Consider the following 18,151-nt stretch of genomic DNA (forward strand, 5'->3'; position numbering starts at 1 on the left):
CCTGACGGAACAGGAGGCGCGGTGCCAGCTGGCACCGCGCCTCCTGTCTGTCGCGGTCGCGACCAGGGCGCCTACGCGACCGCGTCCGCCGGCTCGCGCTTCTGCACCCGCTGCCCGACGACGGCGGAGACGCCGTCCTGCCGCATCGACACCCCGTACAGGGCGTCCGCGATCTCCATCGTGCGCTTCTGGTGCGTGATGACGATGAGCTGCGACGACTCGCGCAGGCGCTCGAACACGGTCAGCAGACGGCCGAGGTTGGCGTCGTCGAGCGCCGCCTCGACCTCGTCCATGATGTAGAACGGCGACGGCCTCGCGGTGAAGATCGCGACGAGGAGCGCCACCGCAGCCAGCGACCGCTCGCCGCCGGACAGCAGCGTCAGGCGGTCGATCTTCTTGCCGGCGGGCTTCACCTGCACGTCGATCCCGGTGCCCAGCAGGTCGGACGGATCGGTCAGGTTGATCGACCCCGATCCGCCCGGGAACAGGATCGGGAAGATGACGTCGAACGCTTCCTTCGTGTCGTTGAACGCGGACTCGAAGATCGTCTGCATCTTCGTGTCGAGCTCGTCGATGATCGTCAGCAGGTCCGTCCGGGTCTTCTGCAGGTCCTCGAGCTGCTCGGCGAGGAACGCGTGCCGCTGCTCGAGCGCCTGGAACTCCTCGAGCGCGAGCGGGTTCACCTTGCCGAGCTGCCCGAGGTCGCGCTCGGCGGCCTTGAGCCGGCGCTCCTGCTCGGCGCGGACGTAGGGGACGGTCTCGACGTCGGCGGGGTCGATCTCGTCGGTCGTGTCGAACTCGGGCAGGGCGGGGCCGCCGGGCAGGGTGGACGCAGGCTCGACGAGGGCCAGGTCGTCGGCCGGCTCGTCAGTGCCGTCGTCGGTGCTCATCTCGGCGTCTGCGTCTTCGTGCGCGTCCGCGCGGTCCGGCTCGGGCACGCCCGCGGCGTCGGCGGCGACGGCCGCCGCTGCGCGCTCCGCCTCGCGGTGCTTCCGCGCGAGCACCCGCGGGTCCACGAGCACGTCGACCGGCACCGGCACGTGCGGCCCGTACTCGGCCACCAGTACCGCCTCGGTCAGCCCGAGCTCGCTCTGCGCCCGGTCGAGGACGCCGGAGACGTGCAGCTTCTTCTCGTAGATCTCCATCTCGAGGGAGTGCACGCCGTCGGTGATGGTCTGCAGGCGGTCGCGGAGTTCACGTTCCTCGTTGCGGATCGTCTGCAGCTCGGTGTTGCGCTTCGACCGCTCGGCTTCCTCGGTCGCCAGCTGCACCCGCGCCTCGGCCAGCGAACGGTCGACCGCGCCGAGCACCCCGGGCAGGTCGGCGAGCACGGCTTCGGCGGTGCGGATCTGTCCGCGGCGGATCACCGCGAGCCGCGCGGCTTCCTCAGCGGCGGCACGCTCGGCCTCCAGCTGGCGTTCGAGCTGGTCGGCGCGGTTTCGTTCGGCGCGCACCCGCTCGCGCACGGTCTCGACCTGGATGCGCTGCTCGACCTCGGCGGCGCGCGCGGCCTCGAGCGCGTCCTGCAGCGCGGGGCGCTCGGACGCGTCGACCACGGGGCGGTCCTGCTCGGTGAAGGTCCGGTGGGCCGACTCGGCCTCGGCCAGCGCCGCCTCGGCGGTCTCGACGGCACCGTCGGTCTCCGCCAGCGCGGCGCGCAGCCGCTCGACCTCGGCCGCGGCGTTCTCCGCCTTCGCCCGCGTCGACGCACTCGTGCGGTCGTACTCGGCCTTCGCCCGCGTGTACGCCCGGGATGCCGCGTCGGCCTCGTCCGCACGACGGCGTGCGTCCTCGACGGCGCTGCGCGCGGCCTGGAGGCCCGTGGCGGCGTCCTCGGCGTCAGTCACGATCGCGTCGCGTCGGGTCACGGCGTCGTCGCGCTCCGCGACGAGCTCGATACGCGAGGTCACGCGTTCCCCGCCGCCGGTCACGCGGACCGCACGGACGAGGTCGCCGGACCGCGTGACCACCGTGGCCTGCGGGGCGGCGGTGAGCACCGCCTCCAGGTCGAGGTCGTCGGTCTCCGCGACCAGCGTGTCGCGCAGGATCGACGCGAGCGCCGGCGGTCCCTGCACCAGGTCGGTGGCACGGCGGACGCCGGCCGGCAGGGTCGCGGGCAGAGCGGTGGAGACGGGCACGGCGTCCGCGACGACGACGTCGATCCGGCCGAGGTCAGCGGCACGGGCGTGGTCGACGGCGTCGAGCGCCACACCGCGGCCGTCGGCGAGCACGGCGTCGGCGAGGCCCTCGAGCGCGGTGGCGATCGCGGCCTCGAACCCGGGCGACACGGTCAGGCTGTCGGCCAGGCGACCGACGATGCCCGCGCGGCCGGCGTCGATCAGGGCCTGCGAGCCGTCACGGACCTCGATCGACATGCCGAGCGCGGTGACCCGGGCGTCCAGGGCGTCCCGCTCGCGTTCGAGGGCGTGCAGCCGGTCGCGCTGCTCGTCGCGCGCGCTCTGGGCCCGTTCGAGCTCGGCGCGCGCCTGCTCGAGGGTCTGCGCGAGTGCGGCCTCGTCGACACCTTCGGACGGGTCGACCCCGAGTTCGGCGAGGGCCGCCGCAGCACGCTCGGCACGCTCCCCGGCCTCGGCGAGAGCCCGCTCCCGCCGTTCACGGTCGGCGACGGCGGAACCGCGCTTCGACCGCGCGACGTCGACGGCACTGGCGAGCCGCTGCGCCTCGAGGTCGTGCTGCGAGACCCGGGCGGCCTGCGCGGCGATCCGCTCGTCGAGGGCGTCGAGGGCGACCCGGGCGTCCTGCACGGCACGGGCCGTCGTCGCCGAGCCGCCCTGCATCTCGTCGGCACGGGCCGCGAGGCGATCGGCCTCGGCGCGGACCCCGGCCACCTGCTCCTGGGTGACGGTCGGGCCCTGCTGCGGGGCGTCGGCCTGCTGCGCCAGGAACATCAGGCGCTGGTTCGCCAGGCTCGACAGGCCGCGGAGGCGCTCCTGCACGCTCTCGAGCCGGTGCACGACGGTGCGGGCGCGGTCGACGTCGTCGCCGACCATGCTCTGCTCGACGTGCTGCTGGCGCACCCGGGTCTGGTCGAGCCGTTCGGTCAGGACGATGCGCTCGGACTTGCGGCCGGCCTCGACCTCCTGGTGGTCGTGCAGCTCGCGGCGCAGGCGCACCACGTCGTCGGCCAGGATGCGGGCCTTGGCGTCGCGGAAGACCGCGGCGACCGACTGGGCCTTGCGCGCGACCTCGGCCTGTCGCCCGAGGGGCTTCAGCTGCCGCCGGATCTCACCGGCCAGGTCGGACAAGCGGGTCAGGTTGGTCTGCATCGCGTCGAGCTTGCGGAGGGTCTTCTCCTTGCGGCGGCGGTGCTTCAGGATCCCCGCGGCCTCCTCGATGAAGCCGCGGCGGTCCTCCGGCGTGGCGTGCAGCACCTTGTCGAGCTGCCCCTGCCCGACGATCACGTGCATCTCACGGCCCAGGCCGGTGTCGCTCAGCAGCTCCTGCACGTCGAGCAGTCGGCAGTTCTCACCGTTGATGGCGTACTCGCTGCCGCCGTTGCGGAACAGCGTGCGCGCGATCGTCACCTCGGAGTACTCGATCGGCAGCAGGCCGTCGCTGTTGTCGATGGTCAGCAGCACCTGGGCGCGACCGAGCGGACCGCGGGTGGAGGTGCCGGCGAAGATGACGTCCTCCATCTTGCCGCCGCGCAGGGTCTTCGCCCCCTGCTCCCCCATCACCCAGGCCAGGGCGTCCACCACGTTCGACTTGCCGGAGCCGTTCGGGCCGACGATGCACGTCACGCCCGGCTCGAACGCGAACGTCGTCGGCTGCGCGAAGGACTTGAACCCCTTGATGGTCAGGCTCTTCAAGTACATGCGGTCTCCGGATGCTCAGGTTGGCGTCAGGCTAACGCGTGCGGGCACGGGGACGCGGTTGGCACACGGGACAGATGTGGCTCGACCGGTTCATGAAGGCCTCGCGGACGATCGTGGTGCCGCAGCGGGGGCACGGCTTGCCCTGCTGGCCGTAGACGTTCAGGCGCTGCGAGAAGTACCCGGACTGCCCGTTCACGTTGACGTACTGGGCGTCGAAGCTCGTGCCGCCGTCCTCGAGCGCCCGGCGCAGGATGGCGCGGACCTCGTCGAGCAGGCGTCGCAGGTCGGCGCGGGTGAGCCGGTCGGCGGCGCGGTCGTAGTGCAGCTTCGCCGCCCACAGCGACTCGTCGGCGTAGATGTTGCCGATGCCGCTCACGACACCCTGGTCGAGCAGCACCCGCTTGATGCCGCTCGAGCGCTTCCGGGCCATCGCGGTGAACCGGTCGTCGTCGAACGCGGGATCGAGTGGGTCACGCGCGATGTGCGACACCTGGCCGGGCACCCATCGGCGCCACACGGCGTCGGGGTCGGTCGCGTCGACCTGCCCGCCGAACCCGGCGGGAGCTCCGTCGATCGTCGGCACCATCGCGTCGATCGCCATCGAACCGAACGTGCGCTGGTCGACGAACTCGAGCTCCACCGGGGGTTCCGGCGCACCCGCACGGTCGGTGCCCGCGGGCTGCACGTCGATGAGGATCCGCCGGTGCTTCGCCGCCTGCCGACCACGGCCCAGCAGGATCTGCCCGCTCATGCCGAGGTGGGCGACGAGTGCCTCGGGGCGGTCCCCGTCGTGCTCGGGCTGCAGCGGCATCCAGAGGAACTTGCCCCGGCGGACGGCGGCGGCGATGGTGCGACCGGTCAGTCGGTCGGCGAAGTCCTCGGCGGGGCCGTCGTGCCGGGTCAGGGCACGGTCGTCGACCACGTCGACGTGCAGGACCCGCGCGCCGCTGACGGCGGGTTCGAGGCCGGCGCGGACGACCTCGACCTCGGGGAGTTCGGGCACGCGGTCAGGCCGCTCGACCGGACAGCCGCGTCCACGCGTCGAGCGCGGCGGCCATCTCGGCTGCCTTCTTGCTCGACCCGGTGCCGGTGGCGATGTCCTCGCCCTGCAGGACGACCGTGGCCGTGAAGGTCTTGTCGTGGTCCGGGCCGGTCTCGGTGACGCGGTACGCCGGGTTGCCGAGCGAGCGGCTCGAGGCGAGCTCCTGCAGGCTCGTCTTCGGGTCCATCGCGGCGCCGAAGCGGTCCGGGTCGATCATGAGCGGCTCGACCAGACGGAGCACGAGCTCGGTGGCCGGGTCGGGGCCGGCCGACAGGTACGTCGCGCCGATCACGGCTTCGACCGTGTCGGCCAGGATCGACGACTTGTCGCGCCCACCGGTCTGTTCCTCGCCCTTGCCGAGGCGCAGGTAGCGGCCGAGCCCGATCATCCGGGCGATCTCGGCCAGCGCCACGGTCGACACCAGGCTCGCTCGACGCTTGGCGAGGTCGCCTTCGTCGAGGTCGGGGAACGACCGGTAGAGCTTCACGGTCACGGCCTGGCCGAGGATCGAGTCCCCGAGGAACTCGAGGCGCTCGTTGTGCTTGATGCCGCCGTGCTCGTAGGCGTAGGAACGGTGCGTCAGGGCGAGCTGGAGCAGCTCGAGATCGATGTCGACCCCGAGGATGCCCTGCAGACGAACGACGTCCGGCCCCGCGGGGCGAGACCCCGCAGCGCCGGACGTTGTCGTCATGCGTTCGGTCCGATCAGACGTCGGCGACCTTGCGGCCCTTGTACTCCATGTACAGGGGCGTGCCGGCCGAGTCCTCGACGACCTTCGCGCGGTGCGGGAGGCTGTAGGTGACCTGACCGTTCTCGATCGTCTTGACGAGCTGGATCGGCGTGGCCTTCCACTGCGAACGACGGGCGTGCGTGTTCGCACGGGACTGCTTGCGCTTGGGAACGGCCATGGTGAATCTCTTTCGGTTGGTCGGTGGTCGGAACGGGGGCTGGCGGTGTCGGGACCTACTCGGTCTCGGCCCGCTCCTCGCCCTCGGTGGTCTTCGGTGCGGTGGTGTCACCGTCGGTGGATCCTGCAGCACTGTCGTCGAGAGCGATCCCGCTGAGCGCTGCCCACCGGGGGTCGATCACCTGACGAGCGGGCTGCTCGCCGAGGTCGGCCAGACGCTCACCCGTCACCGGGTCGAGTCCTGGGCAGTCCGGTCGGCAGACCGGCTGGAACGGCAGCGACAGCACCACCGCATCTCGAACGACCTGTTCGGTGTCCACGTGGTCATCGCGAACGAAGAAGTCGAAATCCTCCGAGGCATCATACGCGAACAGCTCGGCGAAATCGACCTCGATCGGTTCGCTGATGTCGATGAGGCAGCGCGAGCACTCCCCCGCGGCGTCGGCTGAAGCGTGCCCGGACACGAGGACGCCCTCGTGCAGGCCTTCGAGCTTGACGTCGATCCGCAGTTCCGCACCCTGGCGGACGGCGATCAGACCGGCCCCCATCGCGTCGGGCACCTCGATGTCGAGCGAGTGCTCGCGCATCTCGCCCGGCCGGTGCGCGAGGTCGCGCACGCGCAGGGCGTAGGGGCTGTTCACGGGGGAAGACACGATCGACAAGCCTAGCGCGATCCAGGCCGAGAGTCGAGGTGGCGACAGGCGTGTCCGGACGCGGTGCCGCCCCGGGGACGCTCAGCGGGCCGCGAGGGCGTCCGCGACGGTCTTCGGCACGTAGGGCGTGACGTCGCCGCCGAGGGACGACACCTGGCGGATGAGCGAGCTCGACACGTGCGCCCGCGATGCCTCGGGCAGCAGGAACACCGTCTCGACGTCGGCCAGGTGGCGGTTCATGATGGCCATCGGGGTCTCGTACGCGACGTCCTCGCCGGACCGCACGCCCTTCACCAGGACCTTCGCGCCGACCTGCCGGCAGTAGTCGACCAGCAGGCCCGACGTCCATTCGCCGACCGTGACCGTCCCGGGCGCGCCGACCTCGACCAGCGAGTCCCGGATGAGCCGGACCCGGTCGACCGCCTCGAACATCGCCGGCTTCTTGTCGGGGTTGTGCACCACGAGGACGTGCACCTCGTCGAAGAGCCCGGCCGCGCGGCCGATGACGTCGAGGTGCCCGAGGGTGACGGGGTCGAAGGAACCGGGGACCACCGCGATCTGCGCCATGGCAGCGACGATACCGCGCGCGCCGTCGTGCCCCCGGGTCAGTTCTTGCCGAGGAACGCCGCGTCGGACTCGTCGAGGCGCCGGGCGAGCGCGTCGCGGAGGGCCGGCGACCCCTCGAGCTCCGGGTCGGGTTCGAGTACCCGCTCGGCCTCTTCGCGCGCGTCGACGATGAGGTCCGCGTGCTCGACCACCCGGAGCAGGTTGAGCGAGGACCGCCCTCCGGACTGCCGTTCACCCAGGACGTCGCCTTCGCGTCGGAGCTCGAGGTCGATCCGGGCGAGCTCGAAGCCGTCGTCCGAGGCGGCCACCGCGTCGACGCGCTCACGCGAGGTGGTCTCGAGCTCGGCCGTGGTGACGAGCAGGCAGACACCGGCCCACTGCCCACGGCCGATGCGACCGCGCAGCTGGTGGAGCTGCGAGACACCGAACCGGTCGGCGTCGAGGACCGCCATCATCGCCGCGTTCGGCACGTCGACCCCGACCTCGATCACGGTCGTGGCCACGACGACGTCGAGGTCACCGGCGGCGAAGGACGTCATCACGCGGTCCTTCTCGTCGGCGGTCATCCGGCCGTGCAGGACCGCGATCGAGCGCCCCTCGAGCGCGGGCATGGTGCGCATCCGCTCGGCCGTGGCGAGGACGGTCGCAGGAGCGCGCTTCGGGGCGTCGGCCTCGGCTTCGGCGGGTTCCGGCTCCCCGTCGTCCTCGGTGTGGGCGTCGTCGATGGCCGGACAGACGACGAACGCCTGCCGGCCCTTCGCGAGTTCCTCGGCCATCCGCGACCAGATCCGGGGCTCCCAGCCGGGGTGCTCCGCGAGCGGGACGGTGAAGGTCTCGACGCCGGCACGCCCCGACGGCATGCCCGTGATGGTCGAGACGTCGAGGTCGCCGAACACGGTCATCGCGACGGTGCGCGGGATCGGTGTGGCCGTGAGCACGAGCACGTGCGGCGGGGTCGTGCCCTTGGTGCGGAGGGCCTCGCGCTGCTCGACGCCGAAGCGGTGCTGCTCGTCGACCACCACGAGTCCGAGCTCGGCGAAGTCCACCCGGTCGCCCAGGAGGGCGTGGGTGCCGACGACCAGCCGTGAGCTGCCCGACACCGCGGCGAGCAGGGCACGACGGCGTTCGTCGGTGGACTGCGACCCCGTCAGGATCACCGGTCGGAGTTCGGCCGCCAGGTCCGGACCGAGGAACTTCACGATGGACCGCAGGTGCTGCGCCGCGAGCACCTCGGTCGGGGCGATGAGCGCGGACTGCCCGCCGGACTCGGCCACGGTGAGCATGGCCCGGATCGCCACGAGGGTCTTGCCGGAACCGACCTCACCCTGGATCAGGCGGTGCATGGGCCAGGTACGGGCGAGGTCGTGGTCGATGTCGGCACCGACGGCACGCTGGTCGTCGGTCAGCGTGAAGGGCAGGGTGGCGTCGAAGCGTTCGAGGATGCCACCGGGAGCGGCCACGCGCGGCGTCGCCGCGGTGCGACGGGCCGCGATCCGGCGCTGCACCAGGGCGGTCTGCAGCACGAACGCCTCGCGGTAGCGCAGGGCGTCCTGCGCGCGCTTGAAGTCGGCGACCTTCTCGGGGCGGTGCAGCAGTTCGAGAGCCCGGCGGAACGGCACGAGGTCGAGCCGGGACCGCGCGGACGCGGGCACGGGGTCGGGCAGGTCCGGCAGGGTGTCGAGGACGATGCCGATGGACTTCGCGATCTGCCACGAGGTGAGCGAGGCCGTCGCCGGGTAGATCGGGATCGGCTGGCGCGACCACCGGATCGCTTCGTCGGAACCGGGGTCGGCGGTGGCCCGTGGGTCGTCCGGGTCGAACAGCTCGTAGTCCGGGTGGGCGAGCTGCCGGGCACCGCGGTAGTCGCTGACCTTGCCGGAGAAGATGCCGCGGGCACCGGGCACGAGGTCCTTCGTGCGCCATCCCTGGTTGAAGAACGTCAGGGTGAGCAGCCCCTTGCCGTCACCGATCTTCGCTTCGAGGATGGAGCCACGACGCGCGCGCATGGTGCGTTCGCGGACGTCGACCACCTCGGCCACGATGGTGACCGGTTCGCCGATCGCGAGCGAGTCGAGGGCCGTCAGCGCACCACGCTCGGCGTACCGACGCGGCGCGTGCTCGAGGAACTCCCCCACCGTGCGGTAGCCGAAGGCCTTCTCGATCGCGGTCGCCGTCCGACCGCCGAGGACGTTCGCGAGCCGCGCGTCGAGCGGCGCCGGACCGAGGTCGGGCGCGGCCGGCGCAGCGGGGGTTCCGGAGGTGACCACGGTCCAACGGTACCGGGCACGACCGACCCCACCCGCGCCTCCCGAACGGGCCTGTGGAGAACGCCGGAACGGACCCGCCGGGCCGATACGGTGGCTGCATGACCCGCATCATCGCCGGCGCCGCCGGCTCCCTGACGCTCCGCGTGCCGAAGTCCGGCACCCGGCCGACGAGCGACCGCGTGCGTGAGGCGCTGTTCTCGTCGCTCGAGGCGCGGGGACTGGTCGAGGACACGTCGGTGGCCGACCTGTACGCGGGCACGGGCGCGCTCGGGCTCGAAGCGGCGTCGCGCGGGGCCGTCGAGGTGGTCCTGGTGGACCGGGCGTCCGCAGCGGCGCAGGCGTGCCGGGCGAACGCGAAGGCCGTGCAGCAGCGGATCCCCGGTGTCCGGATCGACGTGCAGCCGCAGCCCGTGCTCGGGTACCTGCGCGGAACCGTCCGCACCTTCGACCTGGTGTTCATCGACCCGCCCTACGACGTCACGGAGCACGAGCTCGCCGAGGTGCTCGAGGCGCTGGCGCCCAAGCTGACTCCCGACGCCGTCGTCGTGGTCGAGCGGAGCAAGCGCTCCCCCGAACCCACCTGGCCGACGGGGCTCGCGCCGTTCAGCAAGCGCAGCTACGGCGAGACCGTCGCGTGGGAGGCCGTCGCCGCCGACTGAGGCGCGGCGCGCCTGTGCACGCGTTCTGCGACAGTGCACCTGTCGAACGACGCGTGTCCTGTCGCAACACGGTCCTGCACCGACCGGATCGGGTCAGCCGGGTCAGCCGGCGGCGCCGTCCCAGTCGGCGTAGGGGTCCCAGCCGGTCGTCGGCACCGGGGAGCCGGCGCGCAACAGGTCTGCGTCGCCACGCTCCCGCACGACGCCGATGCGGCGGAAGCCCCCGGGCAGGACGACGTCGGCGGGGAACGTGGCGAGGAGTCCGTGGTCCTCGCCGCCGTGCAGCGCGGCGTCGTCGAGTTCGGCCTCGGCGTCGATCTCCAGCGTGACGCGGCTCGCGCGTGCCATCCGGCCGGCATCGATCGCCAGGCCGTCCGACAGGTCGAGCATCGCGGTGGCCCCCGTCTGCGCGGCGAGCGGGCCGTCGGCGATCGGCGGGACCGGGCGACGCTGCCGTCCGACGTCGGGGTCCGTGTCGGCGCCGCTCGTCACGGTCGCTGCGCGGTCCGGTTCGCCCCGGTCGTCCACGCCGTCGCGGAACAGCCGGGACAGCCCACGTGCGGCACGACCCGTCTCGCCGGACACCGCGAGCACGTCACCGACCCGGGCGCCCGACCGCAGCACGGGTGCGAGGCCGCGCAGGTCGCCGAAGGCGGTGACGGTGACCGTGAACGTGGCCGAGGTGGAGAGGTCCCCACCGACCACCCCGCACCCCGGCGCGAGCGCGTCGACGGCGAGCCGGAAGCCGTCGGCGATGCCCTCGAGGACCGCGACGGGGGTGTCCTGCGGCGCTGCCAGGGCGATCACGAGGCCACTCGGCACCGCACCCATCGCCGCGACGTCGGAGAGGTTCGTGGCGGCGGCCTTCCACCCGACGTCCGTCGGCGACGACCATGCCCACCGGAAGTCCGGACCGTGGACCATCATGTCGGTCGTGACGACGAACCGACCGTCGGGTGCTGCCACCACCGCGCAGTCGTCACCGGGGCCGAGGATCGGCGTCCCGGTCGGCAGGCTGCTCGTGATCCGGTCGAGGACGACGAGTTCGCCGAGCTCCCCCACCGTCGGTCCGTTCCAGGCGTCGTCCGTCGCGTCCACACGAGAACGGTAGCCTGGACGGTGATGGACACCGCGCGCCGCACCCCTCGGACCCTCGCGATCGTCGGGGTCGTGATCACCCTCGCCGCCGGGCTGACCGGGTGCACGAACGCCGTCTCGATGACCGCAGCGCCGTCGGCCGACGCCGCAGCGTGTGCCGCCGTGCAGGTCCGACTGCCCGCGACCGTGGGCTCCGAGTTCGACCTGCGGAACACGAACGCACAGGCCACGGCGGCCTGGGGCGACCCCGAGGTGGCGATCTACCACTGCGGCGTCGCCGTGCCCACCGTGTCCGACCTGCCGTGCTTCTCGCAGGGCGGCGTCGACTGGATCCGCGACGACCGCGGCGACCAGGTCGTCTTCACCACGTTCGGACGGTCGCCGGCCGTGCAGGTCGTCGTCGACTCGACGAAGACCACGTCGGTCGTGCAGGAGCTGTCCGACGCCGTGTCGTCGCTGCCGAAGGACGGACACGAGTGCCTCGACCCGGCGGACGTGCAGGGCTGACCGACCTGGTCAGCGGACGGCGGCGCGACCCAGTTCGATGAGCTCGGTGACCAGCTCGCCGTAGGACACGCCCGACGCCGCCCAGCAGCGCGGGTACATCGACAGCGGCGTGAAGCCCGGCATCGTGTTGACCTCGTTCACGACGAAGCCGTCGTCGGTCAGGAAGCAGTCGACACGGGCCAGGCCCGAACCGCCGATGGCCTCGAACGCGCGCGCGCCGATCGAGCGGATCTCGTCGGTCTGCGCCTCGGTCAGCGGGGCCGGGCAGAGGAGCGACTCGTCGCCGCCCAGGTACTTCGAGGCGAAGTCGTAGAAGCCGTCCTCGGCCACCACGATCTCGCCGGGCAGGCTCGTCCGCGGCGCACCGTCGCGCCCCTCGAGCACGGCCACCTCGACCTCGCGGCCGATCACCCGCGGCTCGATGATGACCTTGGAGTCGTGCTCGAACGCCAGGTCCATGGCGGCACCCAGCTGCGAGGGGTCGTCGACGCGCGAGACGCCCATGCTCGATCCCGCTCGGGCCGGCTTGACGAACAGCGGCCAGCCGTGTGCCGCGACCGTCTCGGCGACGTCGACCGGGTCGGCCGCCCACTGCCGGCGGAGCACCGTGGTCCACGGGGCGACCCGCAGCCCGGCGTGCTCGAGCACGGCCTTGGCGACGTGCTTGTCCATCGCCAGGGCGCTCGCGAGCACGCCGTCGCCGACGTAGGGCAGCCCGGCGATCTCGAGCAGGCCCTGGATCGTGCCGTCCTCACCGAAGGGGCCGTGCAGGATCGGGAACACCACGTCGACCGGGATCGCGGTGACGGTGCCGTCGGGGTGCGACACGACGAGTTCGTTCGTGGCCGGGGACGTCGGGAACGCGATCCGCGTGCCGTTGTCGGCCACGGTCGGCAGCGCGCCGTCGCGGATCGTCCACTGCGCCGGGTCGTCGGACTGCAGCGTGAAGGCACCGTCCTGGGTGATCCCGATCGGCACCAGGTCGTACTCGGACCGGTCGACGACGTCCATGATGCCGCCTGCGGTCACGCAGCTGATCTCGTGCTCGCTCGATCGACCGCCGAAGAGCACGGCGACGGTGGTCCTGGGCATGGGGGTTCCCTCGGGGATCGTGGGCACGGGAGTCCCTTCGTGACTCGGTGCGGGACCGGTCACTCGCCCTGCGGCTCGTCGGTCTCGGTGAGGTGCGGCGCGATGTTGCGCGGATCGAGCCTACCGGCGAGGACCTCGCCCACCTGGCTGACGATGGGCATGTCGACACCGTTCGCCGCGGCCAGCTCGAGGATCGGGGCGACCGAGGCCAGCCCCTCCGCCGTCTGGTTCATCTGGCGGACGACCTCGTCGAACCGGTAGCCCTGACCGAGCAGCCGCCCGGCGGTGTTGTTCCGCGACAGCGGCGACTGGCACGTGGCGATGAGGTCACCGAGGCCCGCGAGCCCGGACAGCGTTGACGACTGCGCACCGAGCGACACCGCGAAGTCGGTCATCTCGGCCAGGCCGCGGGTGATGATCGAGGCCTTGGTGTTCTCGCCGTAGCCGACCCCGTCGACGATGCCGATCGCCACGGCGATGAGGTTCTTCAGCACGCCGCCGAACTCGGTGCCGATGACGTCGGTGTTGATGAACGACCGGAAGTACGGGTTCGTCGCGACGGCGGCGACGTCGGTGGCGGTCTCCAGCGAGGACGACGACACCACGGCGGCGGTCGGCTGCCGGCGGGCGATCTCGAGCGCCAGGTTCGGGCCGCTGGCCACGGCGATGCGATCCTGGTCGATGCCGAGGCCCTGCAGCAGGACCTCGCTCATCCGCAGCCCCGTGCTCTTCTCGACGCCCTTCATCAGGCTGACGACCGGCACGTCGGCGGGCAGCAGCTCGCGGATCGCGGCGAGGTTCGATCGCAGGGTCTGCGAGGGCACCGAGACGTACACCTGCGAGGCACCGTCGAGCACGCGCTCGAGGGACGTCGAGGCGGTCAGCGTGCGCGGCAGGTTGATGCCGGGCAGGTAGTCCGAGTTGCGCTTGGTCTCGGTGATCTCGCGGGCGACCTCGGGGCGCCGGGCCCACACCACGGTGGACGCACCGCCCTCGGCCAGCACCTTCGCGAACGTGGTGCCCCAGCTACCGGCACCGATCACGGCCACCCGGGGCTTGTCGGTCGACTGCATGACCACCCGGATCGCAGCGGTGTCGAAGGCCCCGGGAGCCGCCGCAGCGGGGTCGGGTCGGTCGTCGTGGGGGCGGAGGTCACTCAAACCGGCCGGTCTCCTTCTGGTTGTTCGCCGCCGGGTCCCAGCGGGTCGCGGGTGCCCGTTCACCACGGAGCACCTCGAGCAGCGCGGTGATCTCGCGCATGACGAGTTCGGTGGCCTCGCCGAGCATCTGCTGGTCGATCGGCCGACCGCGGTACGCCGACAGGTCGACCGGGTCGCCGATGATCACGTCGACGCGCGACGGCGGGAACAGCCGGAGCTTCTTGCCGTACCGCGCCATGATGTTCTGCGTGCCCCAGTGGGCCATCGGGATGATCGGGACGTCGTTCTCGAGCGCGATCCGGACCGCGCCCGTCTTGCCGCGCATCGGCCACAGGTCCGGGTCGCGCGTGAGCGTGCCCTCGGGGTAGACGATGATCGCCCCGCCCTGCTCGACGAGCGACCGGCCGCCGCCGAGCGGGTCGCTCAGACGCGTCCGGCCGGAGCGTTCGACCGGGATCTGCCCCATGCCGGACATGAGCTTGCCGACCACGGGGACCGTGAACAGCGACGCCTTCGCCAGGAACCGCGGCGCCCGCTTCGAGATGTACACGGCGGTGCCCACGACCAGCGGGTCGATGTTCGTGAAGTGGTTCGGCGCGAGCACGAACGCGCCCTCCGCCGGCAGGCGGTTCGGGCCGTGCCAGTGGTAGCGCGCCGAGAACCGGAACGTCGGGATGACGATGGAGGCGACGATGCGGAACGCGGTGTTCAGCTCGCCGCGGCGCCACCGGCGCCCACGCACGGGGATGCCGGTCGCGACCTGCGCGTCGGAGCCGCCACGGGCCTCCAGACCGTCGCCCTTGCCTTCAGCCCGCACGGTGCCTACCCAGCGAAGTCGAAGTCGGCGCCGAGCTTGCGCAGCTTCGGGATGAAGTGCTCGTAGCCGCGGCTGATGATGCCGACGTTGGTGATGTGCGACTCACCCTCGGCGGTCAGCGCCGCGATGAGGTGGCTGAAGCCACCGCGCAGGTCGGGGACGCGGACGTTCGCGGCGTGCAGCTTCGTGGGCCCGGTGACGACGGCGGCCTGCTCGAACGGTCGGCGGGCGACACGGCGGTCGTGGCCGGGGAGCCCCTCCTTGTGCACGACGATGTCGGCACCCATCTCGTTCAGGGCGTCGGTGAAGCCGAAGCGGTTCTCGTAGACGGTCTCGTGCACGATGCTCTGGCCGTCGGCCTGCGTCAGCGCGACGACGAGCGGCTGCTGCCAGTCCGTCATGAAGCCGGGGTGCACGTCGGTCTCGATGACGACGGGCTTCAGGGTGTCCAGCTCGCGGTAGAACCGGATGCCGTCCTCCTGGATGTCGAACCCGCCGCCGACCTTGCGGAAGACGTTGAGGAACGTCATGAGCTCCTGCTGGTTCGCACCCTCGACGAAGATGTCGCCGTTGGTGGCGAGCGCTGCGGAGGCCCAGCTCGCGGCCTCGTTGCGGTCGTTGATCGCACGGTGCGTGTAGCCGCGGAGCGACTCGACACCCTCGATGAAGATGACACGGTTCGGCTCGACCGAGACGATGGCGCCCATCTTCTGCAGGATCGCGATGAGGTCCATGATCTCGGGCTCGATCGCGGCGTTCCGCAGCTCCGTGACGCCCTTGGCGAGGGTCGCCGAGAGCAGGACCTGCTCGGTGGCGCCGACGCTCGGGTACGGCAGCTCGATGGAGGCGCCGGTCAGGCCGTCCGGGGCCGTCAGGTGGATGCCGTTGACCTGCTTGTCGACGACCGCGCCCATGGCGCGGAGCGCGTCGAGGTGGAAGTCGATCGGGCGGTCGCCGATGCGGCAGCCGCCGAGGTCGGGGATGAACGCCTCGCCGAGCTTGTGCAGCAGCGGGCCGCAGAACAGGATCGGGATGCGGCTCGAGCCGGCGTGGGCGTCGATCTCGGCGAAGTGCGCCGACTCGACGCGCGACGGGTCGAGGATGAGCTCGCCTCGTGCCGGATCGGTGATGCGCACGCCGTGCACCTCGAGCAGCCCGCGGACCACCTTGACGTCGGAGATGTCCGGCACGTCACGGAGGATCGACGGGGTGTCACCGAGCAGCGACGCCACCATGGCCTTGGTCGCGAGGTTCTTCGCCCCACGGACCTCGATGCGCCCCACGAGGGGCTTGCCCCCGCGGATGACGATCTCGTCCGACGTGAGGCCCACGCGCGCCCCTGCGGCCGCTGCGTCCTGTACGAGAGAGTTCACTACTTCACCGGCAATGTCTTCGGCCGCCAACTGGAGCGGCGGGATTCGAACTCCGTGATCGAGGTCTCGTCACGGAGGGTGAGCCCGATGTCGTCGAGCCCTTCCATCAACCGCCAACGAGTGTAAGCGTCGATCTCGAAGGGGACGTCCACATCCCCCAGCGACACGCGCTGCGTCACGAGGTCGACCGTCGCCTCGACGCCCGGGTTCGCCTCGATGACGGCCCACAGCCGCTCGACTTCCGGTTCGGTCACGATCGCGGTGACCAGGCCCTGCTTGCCGGCGTTGCCCCGGAAGATGTCCGCGAACCGGGGCGAGATCACGACCGAGAAGCCGAAGTCACGGAGCGCCCAGACGGCGTGCTCGCGGGACGACCCCGTGCCGAAGTCGGGGCCGGCGATCAGGACGCGGGCGCCCTGGTAGCGCTCCTGGTTCAGGACGAAGTCGGGGTCCTGGCGCCACCCGGAGAACAGGGCGTCCTCGAAGCCGGTCTTCGTGACGCGCTTCAGGTAGACCGCGGGGATGATCTGGTCGGTGTCGACGTTGGACCGCTTGAGCGGGGCCGCGATGCCGGTGACGGTGGTGATCTTGTCCATCAGAAGGTCCCCTCGGTGGCGGTGGCGGACGTCGCCGCCGCGATCTCGTCGTCGGTCTCCAGGTCCCACGGGCTGGACAGCGTGCCGCGCACCGCGGTGGCCGCGGCGACGAGCGGCGACACCAGGTGCGTACGGCCGCCCTTGCCCTGGCGCCCCTCGAAGTTGCGGTTCGAGGTGCTCGCGCAGCGCTCCCCCGGTGCCAGCTGGTCCGGGTTCATGCCGAGGCACATCGAGCAGCCGGCGAACCGCCACTCGGCGCCGAACTCGGTGAACACCTTGTCGAGCCCCTCGGCCTCGGCCTCGAGCCGGACGCGGGCGGAGCCGGGCACGACCATCACCCGGACGCCGTCGGCCTTGGTGCGGCCCTTGATGATCGACGCGAAGGCCCGCAGGTCCTCGATGCGCGAGTTCGTGCAGGACCCCATGAACACCGCGTCGACGGCGATGTCCTTCATCGGGGTGCCGGCGGTGATGTCCATGTACTCCAGGGCTCGGCGTGCTGCGGCCTGGTCGTTGGGGTCGCTGTAGCTCGACGGGTCCGGCACGTTCTCGGACAGCGAGACGCCCTGGCCGGGGTTCGTGCCCCAGGTGACGAAGGGCTCGAGGTCGTCGGCGTCGATGAACACCTCGGCGTCGAACACGGCGTCGTCGTCGGTGGCGAGGGTCTCCCAGTAGGCGACGGCGTCGTCCCAGTCCGCACCGGTCGGGGCGTGGTCGCGGCCCTGCACGTAGTCGTAGGTCGTCTGGTCGGGGGCGACCATGCCGGCGCGGGCACCGGCCTCGATCGACATGTTGCAGATCGTCATGCGCCCCTCCATCGAGAGCGCGCGGATCGCGGAGCCGCGGTACTCGAGCACGTAGCCCTGGCCGCCGCCGGTGCCGATCTTCGCGATGACGGCCAGGATGATGTCCTTCGCCGTCACCCCGGGGCGCAGCGTGCCCTCGACCGTGATCGCCATCGTCTTGAACGGCTTGAGCGGCAGGGTCTGCGTGGCGAGGACGTGCTCGACCTCGGACGTGCCGATGCCGAAGGCCATCGCACCGAAGGCCCCGTGGGTGCTGGTGTGCGAGTCGCCGCAGACCACGGTGATGCCGGGCATGGTGAGGCCGAGCTGCGGGCCGACCACGTGGACGATGCCCTGCTCCTTGTCACCCAGGGAGTGCAGGCGGACGCCGAACTCCTCGCAGTTGCGACGGAGGGTCTCGATCTGGATCCGGCTCGTCGGGTCCGCGATGGGGCGGTCGATGGCGAGCGTGGGGGTGTTGTGGTCCTCGGTCGCGATCGTCAGGTCGAGGCGACGGACCGGCCGACCGGCCTGCCGCAGGCCGTCGAACGCCTGCGGACTCGTCACCTCGTGCACGAGGTGGAGGTCGATGTAGAGGAGGTCGGGGTTGCCGTCCTCACCCTTGACCACGACGTGGTCGTCCCACACCTTCTCGGCGAGCGTCTTTCCCATGAGCCCGGCCCTCCTCGTCCTCGTCGTTGCGCCGCGACCGCGGCACGATCAGCCGACTCTACCATTGGTATACCAACGCGCGGCACCCCGCCCGTGGCGGGTCCGTCACCCCGCCGTCGC

The 18,151-nt window shown here is 71.7% G+C and carries 16 protein-coding genes; 2 read left to right on the top strand and 14 right to left on the bottom strand.

Features of this window, described 5'->3' with window-relative positions:
- Nucleotides 1-71 precede the first annotated feature (71 nt).
- From MXD64_RS10920 to MXD64_RS10950, 7 genes are all read right to left on the bottom strand, one after another.
- The gene (locus MXD64_RS10920; RefSeq protein ID WP_263136417.1) at nt 72-3,836 is read right to left on the bottom strand and encodes an AAA family ATPase; all 3,765 of its coding nucleotides are present in this window, start codon (nt 3,834-3,836) and stop codon (nt 72-74) included.
- A 31-nt stretch (nt 3,837-3,867) separates the two neighbouring features.
- Complete coding sequence (gene mutM, locus MXD64_RS10925) at nt 3,868-4,839, bottom strand: bifunctional DNA-formamidopyrimidine glycosylase/DNA-(apurinic or apyrimidinic site) lyase (protein ID WP_017888271.1); 972 nt, start codon at nt 4,837-4,839, stop codon at nt 3,868-3,870.
- Between the two features lie 4 nt (nt 4,840-4,843).
- Entirely contained in the window at nt 4,844-5,569 is a 726-nt protein-coding gene (rnc, locus tag MXD64_RS10930) for a ribonuclease III (protein WP_017888272.1), read from the bottom strand.
- Nucleotides 5,570-5,582: 13 nt separating this feature from the next.
- Nucleotides 5,583-5,786, bottom strand: a complete 204-nt coding sequence (gene rpmF, locus MXD64_RS10935) for a 50S ribosomal protein L32 (protein WP_017888273.1) — start codon at nt 5,784-5,786, stop codon at nt 5,583-5,585.
- 55 nt (nt 5,787-5,841) lie between these two features.
- Nucleotides 5,842-6,426, bottom strand: a complete 585-nt coding sequence (locus MXD64_RS10940) for a YceD family protein (protein ID WP_017888274.1) — start codon at nt 6,424-6,426, stop codon at nt 5,842-5,844.
- 93 nt (nt 6,427-6,519) lie between these two features.
- Nucleotides 6,520-7,005 carry a pantetheine-phosphate adenylyltransferase gene (gene coaD / locus MXD64_RS10945; RefSeq protein WP_017888275.1) on the bottom strand — a complete coding sequence of 162 codons (486 nt, stop codon included), beginning with the start codon at nt 7,003-7,005 and terminating at the stop codon, nt 6,520-6,522.
- 38 nt (nt 7,006-7,043) lie between these two features.
- On the bottom strand, nt 7,044-9,272 hold the full coding sequence (locus MXD64_RS10950; RefSeq protein WP_071251635.1) for an ATP-dependent DNA helicase RecG: 2,229 nt from the start codon (nt 9,270-9,272) through the stop codon (nt 7,044-7,046).
- Nucleotides 9,273-9,370: 98 nt separating this feature from the next.
- On the opposite strand from MXD64_RS10950, the gene MXD64_RS10955 reads away from it, so the two are divergent.
- Nucleotides 9,371-9,931 (top strand): RsmD family RNA methyltransferase, encoded by a 561-nt coding sequence (locus tag MXD64_RS10955; RefSeq protein WP_017887148.1) that lies wholly within the window; start codon nt 9,371-9,373, stop codon nt 9,929-9,931.
- Nucleotides 9,932-10,033: 102 nt separating this feature from the next.
- On the opposite strand, the gene thiL is transcribed toward MXD64_RS10955, so the two are convergent.
- Nucleotides 10,034-11,029, bottom strand: a complete 996-nt coding sequence (gene thiL / locus MXD64_RS10960; protein WP_263136418.1) for a thiamine-phosphate kinase — start codon at nt 11,027-11,029, stop codon at nt 10,034-10,036.
- Nucleotides 11,030-11,053: 24 nt separating this feature from the next.
- Between thiL and MXD64_RS10965 the strand changes: the two genes are divergently transcribed.
- Nucleotides 11,054-11,536: a DUF3515 family protein gene (locus MXD64_RS10965; RefSeq protein WP_071251633.1), complete on the top strand. Its 483-nt coding sequence runs from the start codon at nt 11,054-11,056 to the stop codon at nt 11,534-11,536.
- Between the two features lie 9 nt (nt 11,537-11,545).
- Here the strand turns inward: MXD64_RS10965 and MXD64_RS10970 are convergent, their stop codons facing one another.
- The 6 genes from MXD64_RS10970 to leuC all read right to left on the bottom strand — a co-directional run bounded on the left by MXD64_RS10970 (nt 11,546) and on the right by leuC (nt 18,031).
- A complete protein-coding gene (locus MXD64_RS10970) occupies nt 11,546-12,628 on the bottom strand; it encodes a D-alanine--D-alanine ligase family protein (RefSeq protein WP_042539679.1) in 1,083 nt (360 codons plus the stop codon).
- Between the two features lie 59 nt (nt 12,629-12,687).
- On the bottom strand, nt 12,688-13,701 hold the full coding sequence (locus MXD64_RS10975) for an NAD(P)H-dependent glycerol-3-phosphate dehydrogenase (protein WP_031259730.1): 1,014 nt from the start codon (nt 13,699-13,701) through the stop codon (nt 12,688-12,690).
- A gap of 79 nt (nt 13,702-13,780) precedes the next feature.
- Nucleotides 13,781-14,605, bottom strand: a complete 825-nt coding sequence (locus MXD64_RS10980; RefSeq protein ID WP_017887143.1) for a lysophospholipid acyltransferase family protein — start codon at nt 14,603-14,605, stop codon at nt 13,781-13,783.
- Nucleotides 14,606-14,610: 5 nt separating this feature from the next.
- Nucleotides 14,611-15,978 (bottom strand): UDP-N-acetylglucosamine 1-carboxyvinyltransferase, encoded by a 1,368-nt coding sequence (gene murA / locus MXD64_RS10985; RefSeq protein WP_031259726.1) that lies wholly within the window; start codon nt 15,976-15,978, stop codon nt 14,611-14,613.
- Nucleotides 15,978-16,574, bottom strand: a complete 597-nt coding sequence (leuD, locus tag MXD64_RS10990) for a 3-isopropylmalate dehydratase small subunit (protein ID WP_017887141.1) — start codon at nt 16,572-16,574, stop codon at nt 15,978-15,980. Before leuD ends, murA begins: the two co-directional genes overlap by 1 nt.
- Entirely contained in the window at nt 16,574-18,031 is a 1,458-nt protein-coding gene (leuC, locus tag MXD64_RS10995; protein ID WP_056068985.1) for a 3-isopropylmalate dehydratase large subunit, read from the bottom strand. Before leuC ends, leuD begins: the two co-directional genes overlap by 1 nt.
- Between the last annotated feature and the right edge of the window lie 120 nt (nt 18,032-18,151).

Source organism: Curtobacterium sp. Arg-1 (genome assembly GCF_025643395.1).
GTDB lineage: Bacteria > Actinomycetota > Actinomycetes > Actinomycetales > Microbacteriaceae > Curtobacterium > Curtobacterium poinsettiae.

Bases quoted from the DNA above. Each gene is read 5' to 3' on its own strand.
- MXD64_RS10920 (WP_263136417.1), bottom strand. From the start codon at position 3,836: ATGTACTTGAAGAGCCTGACCATCAAGGGGTTCAAGTCCTTCGCGCAG.
- rnc (WP_017888272.1), bottom strand. From the start codon at position 5,569: ATGACGACAACGTCCGGCGCTGCGGGGTCTCGCCCCGCGGGGCCGGAC.
- rpmF (WP_017888273.1), bottom strand. From the start codon at position 5,786: ATGGCCGTTCCCAAGCGCAAGCAGTCCCGTGCGAACACGCACGCCCGT.
- coaD (WP_017888275.1), bottom strand. From the start codon at position 7,005: ATGGCGCAGATCGCGGTGGTCCCCGGTTCCTTCGACCCCGTCACCCTC.
- MXD64_RS10955 (WP_017887148.1), top strand. From the start codon at position 9,371: ATGACCCGCATCATCGCCGGCGCCGCCGGCTCCCTGACGCTCCGCGTG.
- MXD64_RS10965 (WP_071251633.1), top strand. From the start codon at position 11,054: ATGGACACCGCGCGCCGCACCCCTCGGACCCTCGCGATCGTCGGGGTC.
- MXD64_RS10970 (WP_042539679.1), bottom strand. From the start codon at position 12,628: ATGCCCAGGACCACCGTCGCCGTGCTCTTCGGCGGTCGATCGAGCGAG.
- MXD64_RS10975 (WP_031259730.1), bottom strand. From the start codon at position 13,701: ATGCAGTCGACCGACAAGCCCCGGGTGGCCGTGATCGGTGCCGGTAGC.
- leuD (WP_017887141.1), bottom strand. From the start codon at position 16,574: ATGGACAAGATCACCACCGTCACCGGCATCGCGGCCCCGCTCAAGCGG.
- leuC (WP_056068985.1), bottom strand. From the start codon at position 18,031: ATGGGAAAGACGCTCGCCGAGAAGGTGTGGGACGACCACGTCGTGGTC.